We start from the raw sequence: 19,529 nt of genomic DNA, 5'->3' as shown, positions 1-19,529 counted from the left end.
TTTGGCCCCATGATTTCCCGCAGAACTGAAAGGTCTTGATGACTGTCGTACCCCTCCCATTGGCGCAGACCGTGCCCGGCGGCGAATTGATCCATGGTGCCGAGGGCGGCCCCGTTGTCCGGCGTTCAGTGCTTCCGGGAGGCGTCCGGGTGCTGACCGAAGCCATGCCCGGGCAGCGTTCGGCAACCATCGGATTCTGGGTGGGAGTCGGCTCCCGCGACGAGGCGGACGGCCAGCACGGCTCCACCCATTTCCTCGAGCACCTCTTGTTCAAAGGCACCAAGAAGCGCACCGCCCTGGAAATCGCGTCTGCTTTCGACGAGGTCGGCGGTGAATCGAATGCGGCCACCGCGAAGGAAAGCACATGCTACTTTGCGCGGGTGCTGGACACGGACCTCCCGATGGCCATCGACGTCATTGCCGACATGATCACCGGCGCCGTCCTGGATCCTGCCGAACTTGAACAGGAACGGGACGTGATCCTTGAGGAAATCGCCATGGACAGCGATGACCCCACCGACGTCGCACATGAAAAGTTCGTGGCCGCCGTACTTGGCGTGCATCCGCTGGGACGCCCGATCGGCGGCACCCCTGCCGCCATCAAGGCGGTGTCCCGGGATTCCGTGTGGGCACACTACCAGCGCTACTACCGGCCGGACGAAATCGTCATCACCGCCGCGGGCGGCCTGGACCACGACGTCGTTTGCCGCCTCGTGCTCGATGCCCTGCGGACGGCCGGGTGGGAGCTGAAGGACACCGCAGCCCCCGTCGAGCGCCGCTCCACCGAACGGGCAGATATCACAGGTACTGCAGGGCTGCATGTGATCAAGCGTCCCGTGGAGCAGGCCAACATCATCATGGGTTGCCCCTCGATCGTGGCTACCGACGATCGTCGCTTCGTGATGAGCGTCCTGAACGCGGTCCTTGGCGGTGGCATGTCTTCACGCCTCTTCCAGGAGATCCGCGAAAAGCGGGGCCTCGTCTACTCCACCTATTCCTTTGCCTCCGCCTATGCGGACGCAGGCTACTTCGGCATGTACGCCGGCTGTACGCCGTCGAAGGTCAAACAGGTTCTCGAACTTTTAGGCGCCGAACTAGACAAGCTCGCTGCCGACGGAATCACGGAGGAGGAACTGCGCAAGGCCGTGGGCCAATTGCGCGGAGGAATCGTCCTGGCCCTTGAAGATACCGGATCCCGGATGTCCCGCCTTGGACGCGCCGAACTCGTTTCCGGCGAATTCCAGGACATCGACGAAACGCTGGCCCGCATCACGGCCGTCACCGCCGGACAAGTCCAGGAACTCGCCCGGGTGCTCGCCGAAGCCCCGCGCACCGTGACCGTCGTCGGGCCCTTCGAAGAAACAGAGACGTTCGGCCTCTAGGGGACATGCCCCCCGTTGGGGTCTGGGAGTGGACATAACCCTGATATGTCCATTCGTGGGTTGGACCAGGGGGCATGTCCGGTGGGGGCGTTGGATTCACCAATGGGACATGCCCTGCGTTTGAGCCTGGGAGTGGACATAACCCTGATATGTCCATTCGTGGGTTGGACCAGGGGGCATGTCCGGCGGTGGGTGTCGGATACAGCAGCGGGACATGCCCCGCGTTGGATACAGCAGTGGGACATGCCCCCCGTTGGAGCCTAGGAGTGGACATAACCCTGATATGTCCATTCGTGGGTTGGGCCAGGGGGCATGTCCGGCGGTGGGTGTTGGATTCACCAGTGGGACATGCCCCCCCTCTGAGCCTGGGAGTGGACATAACCCTGATATGTCCATTCGTGGGTTGGCCCAGGGGGCATGTCCGGTGGGGGCGTTGGATTCACCAATGGGACATGCCCCGCGTTGGATACAGCAGTGGGACATGCCCCCCGTTGGAGCCTAGGAGTGGACATAACCCTGATATGTCCATTCGTGGGTTGGACCAGGGGGGCATGTCCGGCGGTGGGTGTTGGATTCACCAGTGGGACATGCCCTGCGTTTGAGCCTAGGAGTGGACATAACCCTGATATGTCCGTTCGTGGGTTGGAACAGGGGGCATGTCCGGTGGGGAAGGCTGGACGCGCCTGCTCGATCGGGAACATGATGGTGACGTATCCATCGTCTTGCGCAGGAGTCGCCATGAACGAGCCATTGAAGAGTCATGCAAACACTGCGCTCGAGGCGTTCCTGGGGCATTGGCGGGGGAGCACCGAACTCGCTGCCTCGCCGTGGGGACCTGCCCGGACCGCCGACGCCGAGGTCACTTTCTCGCGCGCGGCAGGAGGTTACGCCTTGGTGCAGAGCTACCGGCACATTGAGCCCGACGGCACCCACTTCGAGGGGCACGGTGTCTTTACCGTTGACCCGGACCACGGGGACACCCTGTGGTACTACGTGGACAGCATGGGCCGGCCACCGGAAGCCCCGGCCCGGGGACATTGGCAGGACGGCACACTCAGGCTTGAGAGGCATAGCCCCCGCGGGACCGCGAGGCACACTTTCAAAGTGGACGGCGGCGTACTGACCCACATGGCTGAACTAAGGCTTGGAGATGCCGCGACGTTCAGCCCGTTCATGATCTCCGTCTGCAGGCGCGTCTAACTGCAGGCGCCTGAGGCTCACATCCGGCAGGCGGAAATTCAGAGGGTCCTGGCCTCCATCGACTCAACGATCCGCGCATCGGGCATGCCTTCGAGCGAGGCCGGCCGTCCAGGTCCAGTCCACACCCTTGTCCGCAAGGTGTTCAGCATTGAATCAGCTTGCTCGCGCCCGGCGAAATCAAGCTCGATCAGGACGCGCCCAGAATCGTCCACAGGCCTGGAGACCCTGTAGGAGACGACGCCGGAGCCGGCGCGATCTGCCGGGTCCGAGTCGAACGACCGCTTCCATGCGTCGAAGTCGTTCACAGCGTGTTCGATCAGGAGGGTGTACATGGCTGTTCCTTTGCTGTTGCGCGGATAGGCACAGCGTAGGCCTCTTGGGTCCGGCGAACCACCCTTCGGCTGTGGCCGGCTCAGCCCCCGGCAAACGGCGGGAGGACGTCGACGACGTCGTCCGCACCGAGAGCGGCCGAACGGTCGCGGACTGCCACCTCATTGCGCAGGAAGCTGCTGCGCGAAATGATCCGGGCCAGGGGCGGCGTGCCAGCCGGTGGTTCCGGACGTTCGACGGCGAGCACGGCCGCGATCAGTCCGTCCAGGCCGGTTCCTTCCGGAAGATCGTGGTGTTCCTCTTCGACTCCTGCGGCGGCGCGTGCGGCAGCGAAGTATCTTACGAGCAACGTCTCAGCCTCCGATTGCGCTCATGCTGCGGTCCGGCTGGACGAAGTCGGGTGCGCCGAGCCCGGTGTGGTCCATGCCGTGCGCCTTGGGTTTGATCCACATGGCGTCCTGCCAGCGCTGCGCGAGTTCCTCATCAGACGCTCCGGAGCGAAGTAGTCCCAACAGGTCGAATTCTTCGCGGGAAAACAAGCAGCTCATGATCTTGCCTTCGGCGGTGATCCTTGTGCGCCGGCAATCGGAACAGAACGGTTCGGTGACGGAGGCGATGATGCCGACCGTGCCCAGCAGCGGACCCGCGGCGTCGGCAGATGCCGGGTCCCGGCGTCGTACGTCGAATCGCTCGGCCGGTGCGCCGTCGCGTTCTCGCGGGTCCGGGCTGAGCACGAAGTCCCGGGAGAGCAGTTCGCGGATCTCGGCTGCGGTGATCATCTCCCGCCGGGTCCAGCCGTGATCGGCGTCCAGCGGCATTTGCTCGATAAAGCGCAGTTCATAGCCGCGGTCCAAAGCCCAGGCCAGGAGCTCGGGGGACTCCACGTCGTTGATTCCGCGCATGAGGACCGCGTTGATCTTGACCGGACCCAGGCCTGCAGCCCACGCGGCATCGACGCCGGCCAACACCTTGCCCAGGAAGGGCCGCCTGGTCAGCTTCGTGAACGTTTCTTCGTGCAGGGAGTCGAGGGACACGTTGATGCGCGTGAGACCGGCTTCCTTGAGCGCTGCAGCTATTTTGTCGAGTCCTACGCCGTTGGTGGTCATGGAGATCGGCAGCTCGGGATGCGCATCGCGGAGGGCCGAGATGATTTCCACGAGGTCGGCACGGACCAAGGGCTCGCCTCCCGTGAGGCGGAGTTCGCGGACCCCGAGTTGTTCGACGCCGATCCGCACCAGGCGGACAATCTCGGCGGCGGTCATGACGGCCTGTTTGGACAACCACTCGAGGCCCTCGGCCGGCATGCAATAGGTGCAGCGCAGATTGCATTTGTCGGTCAGGGACAAGCGCATATCGGTGGCCCGGCGTCCGTAACGGTCGAACAGGCCTGGGGGAGTGCCGGCAGGGCGCGGCGGGGGCGCAGACACGCCGTCTCCCGTCGCGTCGCCCGAGGGGGGCAACGGCATGCCTAGCTGAACACTCATGGATTCAGGTTACGCCAGGGAGGGCCAGAGCGTGATATCGCCCACCGGTCATGTTCGTCCGCCGCTCGCCGTGGAAAAAGACGCAAGCCCTGACTTCTTACGGAATGCATACGGTTGGCCCGGCAGTGCCAGGAACACATACCGCGGGCATCATGCGAATCTATGCTGAAGGTGTGAACATGCAGCCCGCCCCGCACGCTGCCGAAGTCGGCAACCGCCGCATTCTGCTGGTCGAAGACGAACAGACCATCGCCGACGTCGTCCGGGACTACCTCGTCCAGGCAGGCTTCCAGGTGGATCTCGCGGGCGACGGCTTCACGGCGCTGAGCCTCGCGGCCGCCAGGCGGCCCGACCTTGTCATCCTGGACCGGATGCTGCCCGGACTCGACGGTGTGGAAGTGTGCCGCAGGCTGCGCCTGGCCATGAGCGTTCCCATCATCATGGTCACCGCCCTTGGCACGGAGGACGACCGGATCCTGGGCCTGGAAACCGGAGCGGACGACTACGTCACCAAGCCCTTCTCGCCCCGCGAGCTGGTCCTCCGGGTGAAGTCCGTGTTGCGCCGGAGCATCCGGGAATTCAGCCCGGAACCTCCCGTGGAGCTCGCCGGGTTCGCACTGGATCCGGCCTCGCGCACGGTGCTCCAGGACGGCAGGCCCCTGACGCTTACGGTGCGTGAGTTCGATCTGCTGGCGTTCCTGCTCCGACGGCCCAACCAAGTTTTCAGCCGCGAGGACCTCATCAAAGCAGTATGGGGCTGGGACTTCGGGGATTTGTCCACCGTGACCGTCCACGTCCGTCGCTTGCGCGAAAAGATCGAGGACAACCCCACCACCCCGGTGCTGCTCAAGACGGTCTGGGGAGTCGGTTATCGCCTTGACGCGAAGGAAGGTGGACATGCAGCCGGCTGAAATGTTCACGATCCTGGGCTGGATGCTGCTGTGGGCCGTCCTCATCGGCGCCTTGACCCTCGCCTTGCTGCGTTTCCTGCGCGGCGCGTCGATCCTCGTGCAGATTTGCCTCGTGGTGGTGGCCACCGTTGCTGTCCTCGTGGCGGGGATGGTGAGCGCCTTCAACGCGATGTTCATTTCCGCCCTGGACCTCGAAGTCATGTGGTACATCCTCGGGGTGGCCTCGGCCGTGGCGATCGCGATTTCCCTGGTCCTCGGGGCCGGGGTGTCCCGCAACGCCATCCGTCTCGTGGCAGCAACGCGACGCCTTGGCAGCGGAGAAGCCCTCGATGGCTCGTTCCTGCCACAATCAGCATCGCGGCGGGCCGTACCGGCGATGAACTCCGAGCTTGCCCAGCTCGCCCAGGAACTCGAAGCGAGCAGTATCAAACTGGAGGAATCCCGGCGGCGGGAGGCTGCCGTCGAGACTGCCCGCCGCGAACTGGTCTCCTGGATCTCGCACGACCTCCGGACCCCCTTGGCCAGCATGCGGGCCATGGCCGAAGCGCTGGAAGACGGCATGGCCTCCGACGTCCCCGCGTACTATCGCAAGATCATCGCCCAGACGGACCAGATGGCAGTCATGGTCAACGACCTCCTGGAATTGTCCAAAATCCAGGCCGGAACGCTCCGGCTGAGCGCAGAATCCCTGGACCTCTACGACCTCGTGAGCGACGCCATCGCGGATCTCGCGCCGCTCGCCGCGCAGCGCGGCATCCGGCTCGACGGCGGCGGCGACCGTGAGTGCATGGCCGTCGCTGACGGCCCGAGCCTGGGAAGGGCCGTCCGGAACGTGCTCCTCAATGCGATTATCTACAGCCGGCCCGACGGCGGGGTGCTGGTTCGCGTCGGACGCGACGGAAGCGACGCCGTCGTCGACGTCGTGGACAGCTGCGGCGGCATCGACGACGAGGACCTCGCCCACGTCTTCGAGACCGGTTGGCAAAAGGACCGTTCCCGGGGAGCGGGAAGCACGGTGGAAGGGGGTCCGCCGCGATATAGCGGCGCAGGCGTGGGACTCAGCATGGTGGCGGGCATCGTGAAGGCGCATGGCGGCACTGTCACGGTGGCGAACACGGGGGAGGGCTGCCGTTTCACGCTCCGTCTCCCCTCGGGTGCAGAGTCAATGCCGTCCCGCAACGAGGCATTTCCGATCCAGAGAGTTCCCGCGGACACCGTTCCGGCGGAGAGCACCAAACAGGCAGGCACATCATGAGCAGCACCACTTCGAAGAAGGCCACTACCAGGACGGCGGCCCGATGGGCGGCGGCGTGCGGAGTGGTGGCCATCGGACTCGGGGTGGCGGCCGGCGAGTTGCTGGCCGGGTTCCTGAGCCCGACCGTCTCGCCGGTCACCGCACTGGGCGGTGTGGTGATCGACGCCGTGCCGGGGTGGGCCAAGGAACTGGCCGTCAACCTCTTCGGCACCGCCGACAAACTTGCCCTGATCGTCAGTATCGCCCTCGTGACCCTGGTCCTCGCCGCGGTCGCCGGCGTCCTGGAGTATCGGCGAAAGGGCGCGGGCCTGGCGCTCGCCTTGCTCGCCGGAGCGGCAGGGCTGGCTGCCGTGCTGACCCGCGCACAAGCCGCGCCTACTGCGGCAATCGCCCCCGTCGTGGCCACCATTATCACCATGCTTTTCCTCCGCCTCCTGATCCAGCGGCTCGAAACCTGGCGTCCCGTGCCCGAGGCGGCCGACATGCCACTGGCCCGCCGAAGCTTTATGCAGTTGCTGGGTGGAAGCGCGATCGCAGCCGTCGTCGTAGGGATCGTGACGACGGTGGTGGGCAGGGCCGGAACAGTGGCATCCGATTTCCGCCGCGGGGTGGCCCTTCCCGCCCCGGTGGGACCTCCGCAAAAAGTTCCCGACGGCGCTGCGCTCAGTTTGGCGGGTCTGCAGCCGCTCGTCACGCCGAACCCCGACTTTTACCGGATCGACACGGCGCTCATCCCGCCAGCCGTGAATCCGCCGGACTGGACCCTCAAGGTGACTGGGCTGGTGGAACGCGAAGTCCAGTTGGATTTCGCCACGCTGCTGACCAAGCCGATGATCGAGCGCTACGTGACGATCGCTTGCGTGTCCAACGAAGTCGGCGGAGACCTGATCGGCAACGCCCTCTGGCTGGGCTGGCCGGTCCGCGAACTCCTCGCCATGGCCGGGCCGAAGCCAGGGGCGGACATGGTGCTGTCCCGCAGCACCGACGGCTGGACAGCCGGAACCCCCCTCGAAGCGCTCACCGACAATCGCGACGCGATCCTCGCCGTCGGAATGAACGGCGAACCGCTGCCGCTGGAGCACGGCTTCCCCGTCCGGATGGTCGTCCCGGGCCTCTATGGATATGTTTCGGCCACCAAATGGCTGACGGAACTGAAGGTCACCCGTTTCGCTGACGACCAGGGCTACTGGGTTCCGCGCGGCTGGAGCGACCACGGTCCCATCAAGACGCAGTCCCGCATCGACGTGCCGCGGGACGGCCGCTCGGTCAAAGCCGGAACGGTCCAGTTCGGTGGTGTCGCCTGGGCTCAACACCGCGGCGTTTCCCGCGTGGAGTTGCGGGTCGACCGCGGCAATTGGCAGGAAGCCAAGCTCGCACCGGGGATCTCCTCGGACACGTGGTACCAATGGCAGCTGGGCCTCGAGTTGGGCTCAGGGAACCATGAAATCCAGGTCCGTGCCACCGACGCCACGGGCACCCCGCAGCCCGAAGCCCGAACTCCTGTAGCACCGGACGGCGCCACGGGGTTCCACACCATCCACGTCTCCGCCAACTGACATTAGGCTGTGTAGGTCTGAGCGAAACAACCCGGGAGGAACCCTCGTGGCAAGATCCGTCGCAGCCCACCGCCAAGCCGTCCAGGAGCTGCTGTCCGGCCTTGCACGCAGAGAGGGCACCGAAGAGCTGCCGTTGATGGGGGCGCTCGGCCGGGTACTCGGCGCCGACGTCCTGGCCCCGCTGAGCCTGCCGCCCTTTGCGAATTCGCAGATGGACGGCTTTGCCGTCCGCGCAGCGGACCTGGCCCCCCACGCAGGAAGCGACGCCGGTGCGGAGCTGACGGTGGTGGATCCCGTCCCGGCCGGCGCGGCACCGGTCCGGCTCATGCCCGGCACAGCGGCCCCGATCATGACCGGCGCCATGATGCCCGAGGGTGCCGACGCCGTCGTCCCTATCGAACAGGCAGTGCCCGATGTCTTTCCCGCCCCCGGTGTGGCAGCAACCGTCCGTCTTCCCACCACCGAGCCGGGCACGTTCGTCCGCGACGCCGGGAGCGACATCACCGCGGGAACCGTTGCCTTGCGCGCTGGGACGACGCTCGGTCCCGGGCAATTGGGGCTGCTCGCCGCCTTGGGGATGACCGCCGTCGCGGTCCGGACGCCCGTGCGCGTGCTTCTGGTGACCACCGGCGATGAGGTCGTGGAACCCGGAACCGTGCTGCCGCAAGGCAAGATCTACGATTCCAACGGAACCCTGCTCGAAGCCGCCATGCTGCAGTCCGGCCTCCACGTCACGCGGACGGGAATCAGTGGCGACGATCCCGCCGATCTGCTGGCGCTCCTCCGCAGCCGGAGCGGAACGATCGACCTCATCGTGAGCACCGGTGGCGTCAGCAAGGGCGCCTACGAAGTGGTCCGGCAGGCCATGAACGGCCAGCCGGTCGAATTCGTGTCGGTGGCCATGCAACCCGGCGGCCCCCAGGGGATCGGAACCTTCGACGGACTGCCTTTCCTGGGATTCCCGGGCAATCCGGTGAGCTGCCTCGTGTCCTTCGAAATGTTCCTTCGCCCGGCGCTCGCCGCCGTCGTGGGAAGCCCTGCATTGCGGCCGAGCCTGCAAGCGCGCCTTGCAGAGCCCCTGACCTCGCCCGCCGGCAAGCACCAGGTCCGCCGGGGCACGCTGCTTCCGGGGGGAACGGTCAGGCTTGAGGGAGGCCCAGGATCCCATCTGATCCATGCGCTCGCCAACTCGAACGTGCTGGTCCAGGTGCCTGCAGCCGTCACGGAACTCGACGCCGGGGCGGAAGTGGAAGTATGGATGTTGTGAATGACACTCCAGACCCCGCAGGCGTCGGCGGCGCTACCCACTCGCGCCAGGACGGCGGCGCGCTCACGCATTTGCGCCAGGATGGTACAGCCCAGATGGTCGATGTTTCCAAGAAGGCCGTGACCACTCGGGAAGCGACCGCCACCGCCACCGTCCACAGCACGTCCGAGGTGCTCACCCTGCTCGGCGCCGGTGAGCTACCGAAAGGCGATGCCCTCGCAGTGGCCCGCGTTGCCGGCATCATGGCAGCAAAGAAGACGCCAGAACTCATCCCGCTGTGCCATCCGCTGCCGATCTCGAAGGTCACGGTGGACTTCGAACTCGGCCAGGACACGGTATTTGTCCTGGCAACGGTGAAGACCAAGGGCGTCACGGGCGTGGAGATGGAAGCTTTGACTGCCGCCTCCGTGGCTGCCTTGAGCGTCTACGACATGATCAAGGCAGTGGATAAGCACGCCGTCATCAGCGACATCCAGGTGCTGGCCAAGAGCGGCGGCAAGAGCGGCGACTGGGTCCTTCCCGCGTCGTCCGGCGTGCCCGGCTCGGATGCGCCCGGCTCTGATGTGCCCGGCGACGGAGCGCGGGCATGAACGCGTGCGAACCCCGCCGTGGCCCGCGGAAGGCCGGCGTCGTCATCGCGTCCAACCGCGCCGCGGCAGGAATCTACGAGGACAAGAGCGGCCCCGTGATCCTGGACTGGTTGGTCGAACACGGCTACGAGACCTTCCCCGTCATGGTGGTCCCGGATGGCGAGCCCGTCGGTGCCGCCATCCGTGCGCTGTTGACCCAGGAACCCGCCGTCGTCATTACCAGCGGCGGTACCGGGCTGAGCCCCGATGACCGCACTCCCGAAGTCACCCTGCCTTTGCTGGATCGCGAAATACCAGGGCTCATGGAAGGTATCCGCCGCGCCGGAGCGGCCAAGACCCCCATGGCGATGCTGAGCCGGGGGCATGCCGGTACGGCCGGCAAGACGTTCATTGTGAACCTGCCGGGTTCGCCGAAGGGCGTGATGGACGGCCTTGCCGTCCTTGATCCCGTCATCGCCCACCTTTGCGATCAATTGGAGGGAAACCATGACCACTGAAACCGACTTCGAAGTCGTCAGCGCGATCCTCAGCGCGGAGCCGATTTCCGTGGACCAGGCCATAGCAGCCGTGGAATCGGACACCGCGGGAGCCGTGGTGAGCTTCAGCGGTGTGGTCCGGAACCACGACGGCGGCAAACCGGTCGACAGGCTCAGCTACAGCGCCCACCCCACGGCACACCAGGTCATGGCCGACGTGGTTGCGACGCTCGTGGCGGAGCACTCGGGGGAGGCCGCGCAACCTGTCCGTATCTGGGCCGCCCACAGGATCGGCATGCTTGAGGTTGGCGACCCTGCGCTCGTGTGCGCCGTTGCCGCTGCACACCGCGGGCAAGCCTTCGCGGTGTGCTCGGAGCTTGTGGACAGGATCAAAGCCCAGGTGCCCATCTGGAAGGAACAGTTCTTCAGCGACGGCACGGTCGAGTGGGTCGGGGCCGGGGAGTAGCTGAGCGCATCGAATCGCGGGGGCTATAACGTCACGAGATTCATGCGCACAGCATGGATCAGTACTTGGACGCGGTCGCGCACGTCCCATTTGTTCATGATGCGGCCGAGGTTCGACTTGACCGTCGCCTCTGAGAGGTGGAGAGCCTGTGCTATCTCGGCGTTTGACATGCCCTGCGCGAGAAACTCCACAATCGACAGTTCGCGTTCCGTAAGCGCTTGGGCGGGGGAGAGCGAAACGTGACCATGGGGTTTGGCCGTGTCACGGACGGATGCGATGAGTCCACGGGTTATGCGCGGCGAGAGCACTGACATGTCGGCGTGCACGTCCAAGATGGCCCTGACGATCTCGTCCGGATGTGTGTCCTTCACGAGATAACCGGAGGCTCCGGCCCTGAGCGCGGAGATGACGTGGCTTTCGGAGGAGAAGGTGGTCACCGCAAGCACCCGGGCGTCCGGGTTTTCGGCCGTGATCATCTCTGTCGCCTCAATGCCGTTCATCACCGGCATCTGGATGTCCATCAGCACGACGTCGGGTTGCAACCTGCGGTACTGCCCGACGGCTTCCGTTCCATTAACGGCTTCTCCTGCCACAACTGTGGCCGGCGCCGACTCCAGGAAGATGCGCAGTGCGTGGCGCACGAGGGCTTCGTCATCGACGATCAGAACACGCACGCCTCCCATTCCTACAGTTTAGGCGGCGGGAGTCGACTCTCAGATCAGACGAAAGTCGCGCAGGGAGTCGACCTTCGTCGGTAGACCTTGCGCCTGCAGGCTGCGACGATCAGGTTGTTGCTACTTTCAGGCAGAAGGGGACTTGATCATGTTCGTAGCGAGCGCAGCGGGCGGCCTCGGGTTCCGTCCGGAACCCGCCCTCTCCGGCTGGCCTGCCTGAGCGTCGGAGCGCTTCATCTGGATAATTGGGGGATGAAGCGAAGCGGTCCGCCAGTGGCTACCCGCAATGCCCACGGGTTTTCCGGTTTGCGTGGCTTCTGGGCGTTCACTGCCTTGCCGACCGGCGCTCGTCTCGCATTGGCGGCGGTTGTCGCGGTGCTGCTGCTCGTGGATGGTGTGCTGGCGTTGCTTGCCCGGACGCCGATGCCCACCTCGATCGTTTACGTCGGCGCGCTGATCGCAATCGGTGCTTTCGCGTGGCGGCCTCCCGTGGCGGCGACGGTGCTCGTGGCATGCGGCCTCGTCGCGACGTTGCTTGGTGCGGGAGGGCCTTACTCCCTGGCTCTTGCCGTCTCGGCCGGCTTGGTCACGAGTACGTGCGGTCAGTGGCTGAGCATCTCATACTGCGTCGTCACAGTGGCCTTGGCGATGGTTGCCGAAGGTGTTGGCCAAGGGCTTGTCCAAGGCGGTGGGGTCGGGAGCGTTGCCCTTGGCCTCGCTTCAGGACTGATCGGTTGTGGGTTCCGCGAAGGTCGGGCGAGGGAACATCAGCTTTCTGCTCACATTGATCGGCTCAGAAGAGAATCGGCGGCCGCCGTACAAATGGAGCGGGATCGAATCGCCGACGAGCTGCACAACGTCATTGCCCACGACATTACAACCGTTGTTATGCAGGCCCGGGCCCTCGAACTGGTGGACGACCCCCTGACGAGAGATACATCGAGGCGTGCGATCACCGATGCCGCCACACAAGCGCTCACAGACATCCGTCGGATGCTGCGTTTGGTCCAGGGGACGGACGAAACCGTCGGAGGAGCAGGTGCCGCGTCCTTGGCAGCAACGTTGGAATCCTTACGGCTTGGACTCGGCTCGACGGGAGCCTCGGTGGAGCTCTCCTTCCCCGGCAATGAGATTTCAATGTCGAACAGCATCGAGACCACCCTGGTGCACATCGCACGCGAGGCAGCCACCAACGTGATGAAGCACGCTCGCCGGACCCCGTCGATTCGTTTGGCGGTCACCTCTGATCGTGAATGCATCACCTTACAGGTTTGGAATGCCCCGTCCACCGGCAAGTCGGACGGGACCGCTGATGCGACGGGGTACGGGCTGAAGCGGATGAATGATCGCGTGATGTTACTGGGCGGAACGTTCGAGGCGGGCGGTGATGAAAAGGGGTGGACCGTGACGGCGACCCTGCCCAGGTTCTAGAGGACCAGTCATACGAAAGCAGCTATGCCGACCCGCAATGATCGTGAGGGGGATGGTAAAGGTGACGGAAGCAGATGATGCTGGCGGGACGTTTTCGGCAGCCGTGAGTCGTCACGCGGTGACAGTGTGGAACATCGCCTCCGTCTGCACCGGATTGATCGCTTGCTTCGTGCTGTTCGGCTTGCGCCTGGTGTTTCAAGAAGGCTGGCTTGCGATCAGCCTCGTTGTCTTGGTGGGGCTAACCGTTGTCTCGACGGCCGCTGAGTGCCTGATCGTCAATGCTCGACGAGCCCTTGCCTTCCGTTATGGAGTGGAGCCGCTGGGCCTGACGATCGGTCAGGGCCGGTGGATTCGACGTGAGACGTTCGTGCCGAGGGCGCAGATTCTCTATGTCCGGATTCGACGCGGTCCCGTGCTGCGCAATTTTCGACTTGCAAGTGTGCACGTAGGCGTACTCGGCAGGGAGTTCATGGTTCCCTGTCTCGACGACCAGGATGCTGAGCGGCTGCGGAGTGCGTTGAAAAACGTCGATAGGGGGCCGAATGATGCGTAACTCACCACTGTTGATGCTTGGCAGATTGCTGAAGACGCTGCCCCAATCCGTGCTCATCGTCATCGGGCTCGTCGTTGCGATCTCCGCTTTCCAAGGCGGGATTGCCGTGGCGTTGTGGGTGCTCCTTGCATACTTCGTCTACACGCGCATCTATCTGATCATCTACGATTATTTGGCGACCACGTGGGATGTCCGGCCAGAGGGCTTCCACTATCGACGAGGCCTCTTCTCGCGGGAGACCTTGACCATAGCTCGCGGTGATATCACTGGAGTCCATCTCTCGCAGGGCGGCCTGGACCGGTTGTGGAAGCTGTTCGAAGTGCGGGTGCAGAGTACTGCGGGAGGACGCGCCAGCCCGGTTCTCCACGCGGTCACACGTGACCAAGTCGATGAGATCGCGCGCGTCTACGGTGTTCGTCCGACCCTGAAGGCAAAGGATGTCCATACTGCCGCAGGATCCGCGCGGCAAGGCGCATCTGCGGACGGCGTTATCGAAACGTCCTCCGGGGTGGCGAACGCGGTTTCGCTTCGGAACGCGGACTGTTGGCTTATCTCCGTCACCTACGGCAAGTATCTACTTCTTGTTCCGGTGCTTTGGTCGTTGATCACCCGGATCACGGGCAACAGCGGCTTTGCTCAGCTCGAGTGGGTTGTAGACCAGTGGCGAGCGCATCCGGCCCTTGTGCTGGCTGCGATGCCCTTGCTGCTCGCCGCGAGCGTCGCTTACGGGGCCTTCGTGGCTTATCTGAAATACGCGAAGATGCTTGTGCGCGTCGAACCCGACTCCGACGGCACGCTGAAGATGAGGGTAGCGCACGGGCTGATATCGACCACCGACCAATCCATTCGCGTCGACCGAATCGACGCACTCGAAATGCGGCAGAACGTGGTGATGCGGGTGTTCGGGCGGCACTCGCTGAGAGTAATCCTTCGGGCGCAGGGGGCCGGCAGCGCGAGCCGTACAGTTGTGATCCCGATAGCACGCCAGTCAGACATCGACGGATTCCTCGCACAATACCTTCCGCGATTCCGGATCGTCAACGGCGATGAGGTCGCCGGTGTCAGCCCGGTCCTGGGATGGTGCGCAGGTTTGATTGCGGGCAGCGTCGCGGCGGGCACGCTTGCGGCTTTGCTCTCAGCGCCGGTTGTCGTCGCGATCACAGCGTCCGCGCTGATCGCCATCGCGGTGGCGCAGCTGGTGGTTAAGCGCGCTGACTTCTCGCGAGACAGCCGGCTGTGGCGAGTGAAATCGGGAGTGCTCGGCACTAGGACGTGGGTACTCCCATCAACCAGCCCTACCTTCAGAACCATCGTCGGCAACGGGTCAGGATGGCGGTTTTGCGTGCTCGCGTTCCGTGTCGGCGGCACCATGCCGTGGACGATCAGAGCATTCCTCCGGCGCCCGGGTCACGCGACTCTGACGGAGGCGTTCTCAGGTGTCCAGGTGCACGTGCCATGATCGAAGTGATCGGACTCACGAAGTCATACGGTGGACGGACAAGGGTGGATGACGTCACGTTCAGCGTCGGGGACGGCCGCATCGTCGGCTTCATCGGGCCTAACGGCGCTGGCAAGACCACCACCATGCGAACCTCCCTCGGCCTTGAGAAGCCCGATTCGGGACAGGCGTTGTTCGATGGACGCGTGTATGGAGAGCTTCCCATGCCTCGCCAGAGCGTTGGAGCGGTCCTCGACGCCGGGGCCCTGATCCCTGAGTTACGGGCAATCGAGCTCCTCCGGTACTGCGCACGGGTTCAGGGGGTCGACAACGCGCGGGCCGAAAAGGTGCTGGACATGGTCGACCTTGGTGGGGCCCGCAGACGGCGGGTGCGCGAGCTCTCCCTCGGCATGCGGCAGCGCCTTGCACTCGCCGCAGCCATCTTGGGCAACCCGGGCAACTACGTCCTTGATGAGCCGCTCAACGGTCTCGACCCGTCGGGGATCCAGTGGCTGCGTCACCTACTCATCCAACTTCGTGATGATGGAGCCGCGATTCTCCTTTCGTCGCACATCATCACCGAGCTCGAACTTGTGGCCGACGACGTCGTACTGATCTGCAACGGAGTGCTCAAACTCCGAAGCAGCCTTGCCGACCTCGCACGAGGGGCCGGGGCACACGTCCACGTCGTCAGCGAGGACGTCACCACTCTCATCGCGCTCGCAAAGGAAAACGGCGCCACCATCGTCGAGGCAGACGGTCGCGCCGCCGTCGTCGCAGACCTCGCCGCGCGTGAGGTGTTTTCCCTTGCAGCTGCGCATGGGCTTGTCCTGGATGAGCTTCGCACCGAGAGAGTCTCTCTTGACGACGTGTATCGACGGATCATGGACACGAAGGCAGAAGGTGAAGCTCGTTGAGGATGCCGCGCCCACCCATCCGAATCGCCTACCGCCACGACACGCAACGGCCGGCCGACCTCGTGTACGCGGAGATGGCCCGGATCATCCGGACCCGTGCCTCCCTTGTCGTCCTGATCCTGGGAGCAGCCGTACCGCTCGTGCTCGGCGTGGGACAAGCGATCTATCGAAAGGTGTCTTCACCGGCATCGGACCCGACGGGATTCGCGACGGCCGGGGTCGACATCTTCGCGTTCGTGGCAGCTCTGGCTGCGGCCATCGGCGTTGGCCGGGACTACCAGACGGGGGCGATCGCTTTCCGGATGTTGCTCGTTCCGCGCCACGGACGGCTGCTTGCTGCAAGTGCACTCGGGTACAGCGGGGTTGCCGCCGCACTCGCGTTGCTCGCCATGTTCGTGGGCGGCGTGTTCGCTGCCGTGTTGGGCGGGACACTCGCGCCCTTCTCTGTTGACTCCGTCGCCGCGGTAGTGCGTTCGATCGCTGCGGTGGTGCTCGCCTCCTGCTTCGGCGCAGGGCTCGGGTACGCGGTGCGCTCAGCCACTATCGCCGCGATCGTCATCATCACCGTTTTTTGGCTTGCGCCGATCACGCTCCTCATCGCCGGACTGAGCGGAGTCGCCGGCGCTGCGGCAATTGCGAACATCACCATCGGGATATTGGTTGGGCAGGCGATCAGCGGCACCCCCGAGCCCGGGGACAACCTTGGGCCCTGGGGAGCGCTCCTTCTACTTACGATCTGGTCCGCCGGAGTGCTTCTCCTGGCTGCTCTGCGATTGAAAGGAAAATAATCCTTCCCGTCGAAATCGCTGGAACGGTGCCGGTTCGCCGGAGCGTTCGGGCGAACCGGCACCGTTCCGGCGACCCCGCGTTGGGGCAGCCGCCAACCGGTAGGGTTAAGGGCATGACCGAACAACTTGCTGTCGCCGTGCTGGGCGCCCAGGGGCGCATGGGTATCGAAGCCGTCAAAGCGGTGGACGCAGCCTCCGATATGAAGCTCGTTGCGGCGCTCGGCCGCGGCGACTCCCTTGATACCCTGCTCGACGCCGGCGCCAAGTATGTCGTTGACCTGACCGTTCCGGACAGCACCGAAGCAAACGTCCGTTTCGCCGTCGAACACGGGATGCATGCTGTTGTCGGGACCACCGGCTGGGACGCCGCGCGGCTTGACGCGTTGCGCGGCCTGCTTGCGGCGAACCCGGAGTCAGGCGTCCTCATCGCCCCCAACTTCGCCCTCGGTTCCGTCCTCGCCTCCGCCTTCGCGGCCAAAGCCGCCAAGTATTTCGAATCCGTGGAAATCATCGAACTGCACCACCCGAACAAAGTGGACGCGCCTTCGGGCACGGCCGTCCGCACGGCCCAGCTCATTGCCGCAGCCCGCGAAGAAGCCGGCGTCCCGGCAAGCCCGGACGCCACGAACAGCGGCCTTGAGGGTGCCCGCGGTTGTGAGGTGGACGGCGTCCGCGTCCACAGCGTCCGCCTGCGCGGACTCGTGGCACATCAGGAAGTGCTCCTCGGCGGCCCGGGAGAGCAACTGACCATCCGCCACGATTCCTTCGACCGGGCATCCTTCATGCCCGGAGTGTTGCTGGGACTGCGCAATGTGGCGTCCCGCCCCGGGCTGACAGTCGGCCTGGACGGCTATCTGGATTTGGGGCTGTAGGCGCGTGGGTCTGCTCTGGAACGCATTCAAGGAGAACCGCACCAAGATCTGGGTGGGTGCCGTCACCCTGTTGTTGGTTCTCTACCTCGTGGTCACCTTCGAACGCTCGATCCTGCTGCTCAGTGACGCGAACCTGATCGCCAAGGGAATCGGCGCTGCCTACCTGGTGCTTCCCGTCATCGGAGCGTGGGCATTGATCCGCGAGCTTGTGTTCGGTGCACGCACCGAGAAGATGGCAAAGGTGCTCGAAGCCGAGGGCGGGCTACCCGTGGACAACTTGCCGCGCACACCGGGAGGGCGCATCGTGCGTGCCGCCGCGGACGCCGAGTTTGAGAAGTATCGCGTGGAGGCCGAGGCCGCCCCCGAAGACTGGCGTTCCTGGTTCCGGCTCAGCTGCGCGTACGACGCCGCCGGCGACCGCAAGCGCGCGAGGGAATCCATGCGCGACGCGGTGCGCCTCTTCCGCGCTGAGCCCACCGCAGCGCAGCGGTAGCGGCTGCCGCCTCGAAGGGAACTCCTTGTATTCGAATATATGTTCGAATAACATGGCTGCATGAACGAACCTTCGAAGCGGCCGGACGGCTATCCCCAAGGTCTGGACGGGCCCATGAAGGCGATGAGCCCGGGCGTCGTCGATTTCCTCTTCCGGCGGCTAGTGGCGGGCGAGCCTCCGGAAGACGTGCAGTGGCGGCGCGAGGGAACCGTTCTGGCCGAACAGCAGCCGGGCGCCGAACTCGCCAGGCGGCTCGCGGAGACTGACCTTGAATCGTTGACCCCCGTTGAATTGTTCGACTATGTGCGGGCAGCCCAGCGACTCGGGGCGTGGGCGGACCGCTTGCGGGAGTCTGCGGTTGCCCGGTATTGCTCGCCGGAGACGCCAGCGAAGCCCGGACGCCATAGCGACGCTTCAGCCTGAGGCCTTGCTCTCATTTCGCTGAATTTGACGACAATCACGCGGGCCCCATTCTCCTAACCCGGAGCTGACAGGGTAACGTTTTTCATATGTCTGACTCTCGTGCGAACGTTCCTGCTCTCGGTACCCTTCTGACCGCCATGGTCACCCCGTTCACCAAGGACGGCGAAGTCGACTACAAGCAGGCAGCGGAACTGGCAGTCAAACTTGTTGATGACGGCTGCGATGGTTTGGTCGTCACCGGAACCACCGGCGAGACGTCCACCCTCACCGATGAGGAAAACCTCGGCATGTTCCGCGCCGTAAAGGAAGCCGTGGGCGATCGCGCGGCAATCATCGCTGGAACCGGGACGAATGACACCGCGCACTCGGTGCACCTCTCCCAGGAAGCCGCGAAGCTCGGCGTCGACGGACTCCTGATTGTCACCCCGTACTACAACAAGCCGAGCCAGGCCGGAGTTCGGGCCCACTTCGAGGCCATTGCGTCCGCCACCGATCTCCCTGTCATGCTCTATGACATTCCCGGACGCTCCTCCATTCAGATCGCGCCGGAGACCATGATCGGCCTCGCCGCCCACCCCAACATCGTCGCGGTCAAGGACGCCAAAGCCGACTTCGCCGCGGCCACCAGGGTCATGGCGGAAACCGACCTCCTTTTCTACTCGGGGGACGACGGCCTCACCCTCCAGTGGATGGCCATGGGTGCGGTGGGTCTGATTGGTGTCACCACCCACGTCGTCACCCGCCGTTTCCGTGAGCTGATCGACGCCATCAACGCGAACGACCTTGGCACGGCACGCAAGATCAACTTCGATCTCGAGCCCGTGATCCGTGCAACCATGACCCGGGTCCAGGGCGCCGTCGCCGCCAAACAAATTCTTAAATGGCAGGGAGTCCTGCCCAACTCGGTTGTCCGTTTGCCCCTCGTGGAGCCGGACGCCGCCGAGATCGCAATCATCCGCGAGGACTTGGCGGAAGCTGGAATGGACTTCACTGTCTAGAAGGATTCCGCCGGAAAGTAGCGCA

Annotated in this window: 22 protein-coding genes; 18 read left to right on the top strand and 4 right to left on the bottom strand. The window is 64.7% G+C overall.

What is annotated here, in order from left to right; translation table 11 throughout:
• Positions 1-38 precede the first annotated feature (38 nt).
• Together AB0O52_RS00400 and AB0O52_RS00395 are read left to right on the top strand one after the other, a co-directional pair.
• A complete protein-coding gene (locus tag AB0O52_RS00400) occupies positions 39-1,382 on the top strand; it encodes a pitrilysin family protein (protein WP_364531758.1) in 1,344 nt (447 codons plus the stop codon).
• 738 nt (positions 1,383-2,120) lie between these two features.
• Complete coding sequence (locus tag AB0O52_RS00395) at positions 2,121-2,582, top strand: DUF1579 family protein (RefSeq protein WP_364531755.1); 462 nt, start codon at positions 2,121-2,123, stop codon at positions 2,580-2,582.
• 38 nt (positions 2,583-2,620) lie between these two features.
• Here the strand turns inward: AB0O52_RS00395 and AB0O52_RS00390 are convergent, their stop codons facing one another.
• From AB0O52_RS00390 to moaA, 3 genes are all read right to left on the bottom strand, one after another.
• On the bottom strand, positions 2,621-2,914 hold the full coding sequence (locus AB0O52_RS00390) for a hypothetical protein (protein ID WP_364531753.1): 294 nt from the start codon (positions 2,912-2,914) through the stop codon (positions 2,621-2,623).
• A gap of 80 nt (positions 2,915-2,994) precedes the next feature.
• Positions 2,995-3,261, bottom strand: a complete 267-nt coding sequence (locus AB0O52_RS00385; RefSeq protein ID WP_234753108.1) for a MoaD/ThiS family protein — start codon at positions 3,259-3,261, stop codon at positions 2,995-2,997.
• A 4-nt stretch (positions 3,262-3,265) separates the two neighbouring features.
• Positions 3,266-4,396 carry a GTP 3',8-cyclase MoaA gene (moaA, locus tag AB0O52_RS00380; RefSeq protein WP_364531749.1) on the bottom strand — a complete coding sequence of 377 codons (1,131 nt, stop codon included), beginning with the start codon at positions 4,394-4,396 and terminating at the stop codon, positions 3,266-3,268.
• Between the two features lie 179 nt (positions 4,397-4,575).
• Here moaA and AB0O52_RS00375 point away from each other — a divergent pair, with 179 nt between their 5' ends.
• From AB0O52_RS00375 to AB0O52_RS00345, 7 genes are read left to right on the top strand one after another with little or no spacing between them, the layout of a single operon-like run.
• Positions 4,576-5,307, top strand: a complete 732-nt coding sequence (locus AB0O52_RS00375) for a response regulator transcription factor (protein WP_364532664.1) — start codon at positions 4,576-4,578, stop codon at positions 5,305-5,307.
• A complete protein-coding gene (locus AB0O52_RS00370) occupies positions 5,294-6,562 on the top strand; it encodes a HAMP domain-containing sensor histidine kinase (protein ID WP_364531746.1) in 1,269 nt (422 codons plus the stop codon). The genes AB0O52_RS00375 and AB0O52_RS00370 overlap by 14 nt, the downstream gene beginning before the upstream one ends.
• Positions 6,559-8,118 (top strand): molybdopterin-dependent oxidoreductase, encoded by a 1,560-nt coding sequence (locus AB0O52_RS00365; protein WP_364531744.1) that lies wholly within the window; start codon positions 6,559-6,561, stop codon positions 8,116-8,118. Before AB0O52_RS00370 ends, AB0O52_RS00365 begins: the two co-directional genes overlap by 4 nt.
• A 46-nt stretch (positions 8,119-8,164) precedes the next feature.
• Complete coding sequence (glp, locus tag AB0O52_RS00360) at positions 8,165-9,385, top strand: gephyrin-like molybdotransferase Glp (protein ID WP_364531741.1); 1,221 nt, start codon at positions 8,165-8,167, stop codon at positions 9,383-9,385.
• A complete protein-coding gene (gene moaC / locus AB0O52_RS00355; protein ID WP_364531739.1) occupies positions 9,373-9,975 on the top strand; it encodes a cyclic pyranopterin monophosphate synthase MoaC in 603 nt (200 codons plus the stop codon). Before glp ends, moaC begins: the two co-directional genes overlap by 13 nt.
• Entirely contained in the window at positions 9,972-10,472 is a 501-nt protein-coding gene (locus AB0O52_RS00350; protein WP_364531736.1) for a MogA/MoaB family molybdenum cofactor biosynthesis protein, read from the top strand. Before moaC ends, AB0O52_RS00350 begins: the two co-directional genes overlap by 4 nt.
• Positions 10,462-10,917 carry a molybdenum cofactor biosynthesis protein MoaE gene (locus tag AB0O52_RS00345; protein ID WP_364531733.1) on the top strand — a complete coding sequence of 152 codons (456 nt, stop codon included), beginning with the start codon at positions 10,462-10,464 and terminating at the stop codon, positions 10,915-10,917. The genes AB0O52_RS00350 and AB0O52_RS00345 overlap by 11 nt, the downstream gene beginning before the upstream one ends.
• A gap of 23 nt (positions 10,918-10,940) precedes the next feature.
• Here the strand turns inward: AB0O52_RS00345 and AB0O52_RS00340 are convergent, their stop codons facing one another.
• Complete coding sequence (locus tag AB0O52_RS00340; protein WP_364531730.1) at positions 10,941-11,600, bottom strand: response regulator transcription factor; 660 nt, start codon at positions 11,598-11,600, stop codon at positions 10,941-10,943.
• A 243-nt stretch (positions 11,601-11,843) separates the two neighbouring features.
• Here AB0O52_RS00340 and AB0O52_RS00335 point away from each other — a divergent pair, with 243 nt between their 5' ends.
• From AB0O52_RS00335 to dapA, 9 genes are all read left to right on the top strand, one after another.
• Positions 11,844-13,022, top strand: a complete 1,179-nt coding sequence (locus AB0O52_RS00335) for a histidine kinase (RefSeq protein ID WP_364531727.1) — start codon at positions 11,844-11,846, stop codon at positions 13,020-13,022.
• Between the two features lie 61 nt (positions 13,023-13,083).
• Positions 13,084-13,575 carry a PH domain-containing protein gene (locus AB0O52_RS00330; protein WP_364531724.1) on the top strand — a complete coding sequence of 164 codons (492 nt, stop codon included), beginning with the start codon at positions 13,084-13,086 and terminating at the stop codon, positions 13,573-13,575.
• A complete protein-coding gene (locus AB0O52_RS00325) occupies positions 13,565-15,034 on the top strand; it encodes a PH domain-containing protein (protein WP_364531721.1) in 1,470 nt (489 codons plus the stop codon). Before AB0O52_RS00330 ends, AB0O52_RS00325 begins: the two co-directional genes overlap by 11 nt.
• The gene (locus AB0O52_RS00320; protein WP_364531718.1) at positions 15,031-15,930 is read left to right on the top strand and encodes an ATP-binding cassette domain-containing protein; all 900 of its coding nucleotides are present in this window, start codon (positions 15,031-15,033) and stop codon (positions 15,928-15,930) included. The genes AB0O52_RS00325 and AB0O52_RS00320 overlap by 4 nt, the downstream gene beginning before the upstream one ends.
• Before the next feature lie 2 nt (positions 15,931-15,932).
• Positions 15,933-16,718 carry a hypothetical protein gene (locus AB0O52_RS00315; RefSeq protein WP_364531715.1) on the top strand — a complete coding sequence of 262 codons (786 nt, stop codon included), beginning with the start codon at positions 15,933-15,935 and terminating at the stop codon, positions 16,716-16,718.
• Positions 16,719-16,831: 113 nt separating this feature from the next.
• Positions 16,832-17,590, top strand: coding sequence for a 4-hydroxy-tetrahydrodipicolinate reductase (dapB, locus tag AB0O52_RS00310; RefSeq protein ID WP_364531712.1), 759 nt, complete (start codon positions 16,832-16,834; stop codon positions 17,588-17,590).
• Between the two features lie 4 nt (positions 17,591-17,594).
• Positions 17,595-18,083 carry a hypothetical protein gene (locus AB0O52_RS00305; protein ID WP_364531709.1) on the top strand — a complete coding sequence of 163 codons (489 nt, stop codon included), beginning with the start codon at positions 17,595-17,597 and terminating at the stop codon, positions 18,081-18,083.
• 60 nt (positions 18,084-18,143) lie between these two features.
• On the top strand, positions 18,144-18,506 hold the full coding sequence (locus AB0O52_RS00300) for a hypothetical protein (protein WP_364531706.1): 363 nt from the start codon (positions 18,144-18,146) through the stop codon (positions 18,504-18,506).
• 86 nt (positions 18,507-18,592) lie between these two features.
• Complete coding sequence (gene dapA / locus AB0O52_RS00295) at positions 18,593-19,504, top strand: 4-hydroxy-tetrahydrodipicolinate synthase (RefSeq protein WP_364531703.1); 912 nt, start codon at positions 18,593-18,595, stop codon at positions 19,502-19,504.
• Positions 19,505-19,529 lie beyond the last annotated feature (25 nt).

The sequence above is a fragment of the Arthrobacter sp. NPDC080073 genome, assembly GCF_040686575.1.
In the GTDB taxonomy this organism is placed as follows: Bacteria; Actinomycetota; Actinomycetes; order Actinomycetales; family Micrococcaceae; genus Arthrobacter.
Note: the sequence above shows the minus strand (reverse complement) of the source record. Positions and strands in the feature narration are given on the sequence as shown.

Coding starts and splice junctions, on each gene's coding strand:
- moaA (WP_364531749.1), bottom strand. CDS start 4,396: ATGAGTGTTCAGCTAGGCATGCCGTTGCCCCCCTCGGGCGACGCGACG.
- AB0O52_RS00300 (WP_364531706.1), top strand. CDS start 18,144: ATGAACGAACCTTCGAAGCGGCCGGACGGCTATCCCCAAGGTCTGGAC.
- AB0O52_RS00340 (WP_364531730.1), bottom strand. CDS start 11,600: ATGGGAGGCGTGCGTGTTCTGATCGTCGATGACGAAGCCCTCGTGCGC.
- AB0O52_RS00325 (WP_364531721.1), top strand. CDS start 13,565: ATGATGCGTAACTCACCACTGTTGATGCTTGGCAGATTGCTGAAGACG.
- AB0O52_RS00320 (WP_364531718.1), top strand. CDS start 15,031: ATGATCGAAGTGATCGGACTCACGAAGTCATACGGTGGACGGACAAGG.
- AB0O52_RS00370 (WP_364531746.1), top strand. CDS start 5,294: ATGCAGCCGGCTGAAATGTTCACGATCCTGGGCTGGATGCTGCTGTGG.
- dapA (WP_364531703.1), top strand. CDS start 18,593: ATGTCTGACTCTCGTGCGAACGTTCCTGCTCTCGGTACCCTTCTGACC.
- AB0O52_RS00395 (WP_364531755.1), top strand. CDS start 2,121: ATGAACGAGCCATTGAAGAGTCATGCAAACACTGCGCTCGAGGCGTTC.
- AB0O52_RS00400 (WP_364531758.1), top strand. CDS start 39: ATGACTGTCGTACCCCTCCCATTGGCGCAGACCGTGCCCGGCGGCGAA.
- AB0O52_RS00375 (WP_364532664.1), top strand. CDS start 4,576: ATGCAGCCCGCCCCGCACGCTGCCGAAGTCGGCAACCGCCGCATTCTG.
- AB0O52_RS00345 (WP_364531733.1), top strand. CDS start 10,462: ATGACCACTGAAACCGACTTCGAAGTCGTCAGCGCGATCCTCAGCGCG.
- AB0O52_RS00365 (WP_364531744.1), top strand. CDS start 6,559: ATGAGCAGCACCACTTCGAAGAAGGCCACTACCAGGACGGCGGCCCGA.
- AB0O52_RS00390 (WP_364531753.1), bottom strand. CDS start 2,914: ATGTACACCCTCCTGATCGAACACGCTGTGAACGACTTCGACGCATGG.
- moaC (WP_364531739.1), top strand. CDS start 9,373: ATGGATGTTGTGAATGACACTCCAGACCCCGCAGGCGTCGGCGGCGCT.
- AB0O52_RS00335 (WP_364531727.1), top strand. CDS start 11,844: ATGAAGCGAAGCGGTCCGCCAGTGGCTACCCGCAATGCCCACGGGTTT.
- dapB (WP_364531712.1), top strand. CDS start 16,832: ATGACCGAACAACTTGCTGTCGCCGTGCTGGGCGCCCAGGGGCGCATG.
- AB0O52_RS00350 (WP_364531736.1), top strand. CDS start 9,972: ATGAACGCGTGCGAACCCCGCCGTGGCCCGCGGAAGGCCGGCGTCGTC.
- AB0O52_RS00315 (WP_364531715.1), top strand. CDS start 15,933: ATGCCGCGCCCACCCATCCGAATCGCCTACCGCCACGACACGCAACGG.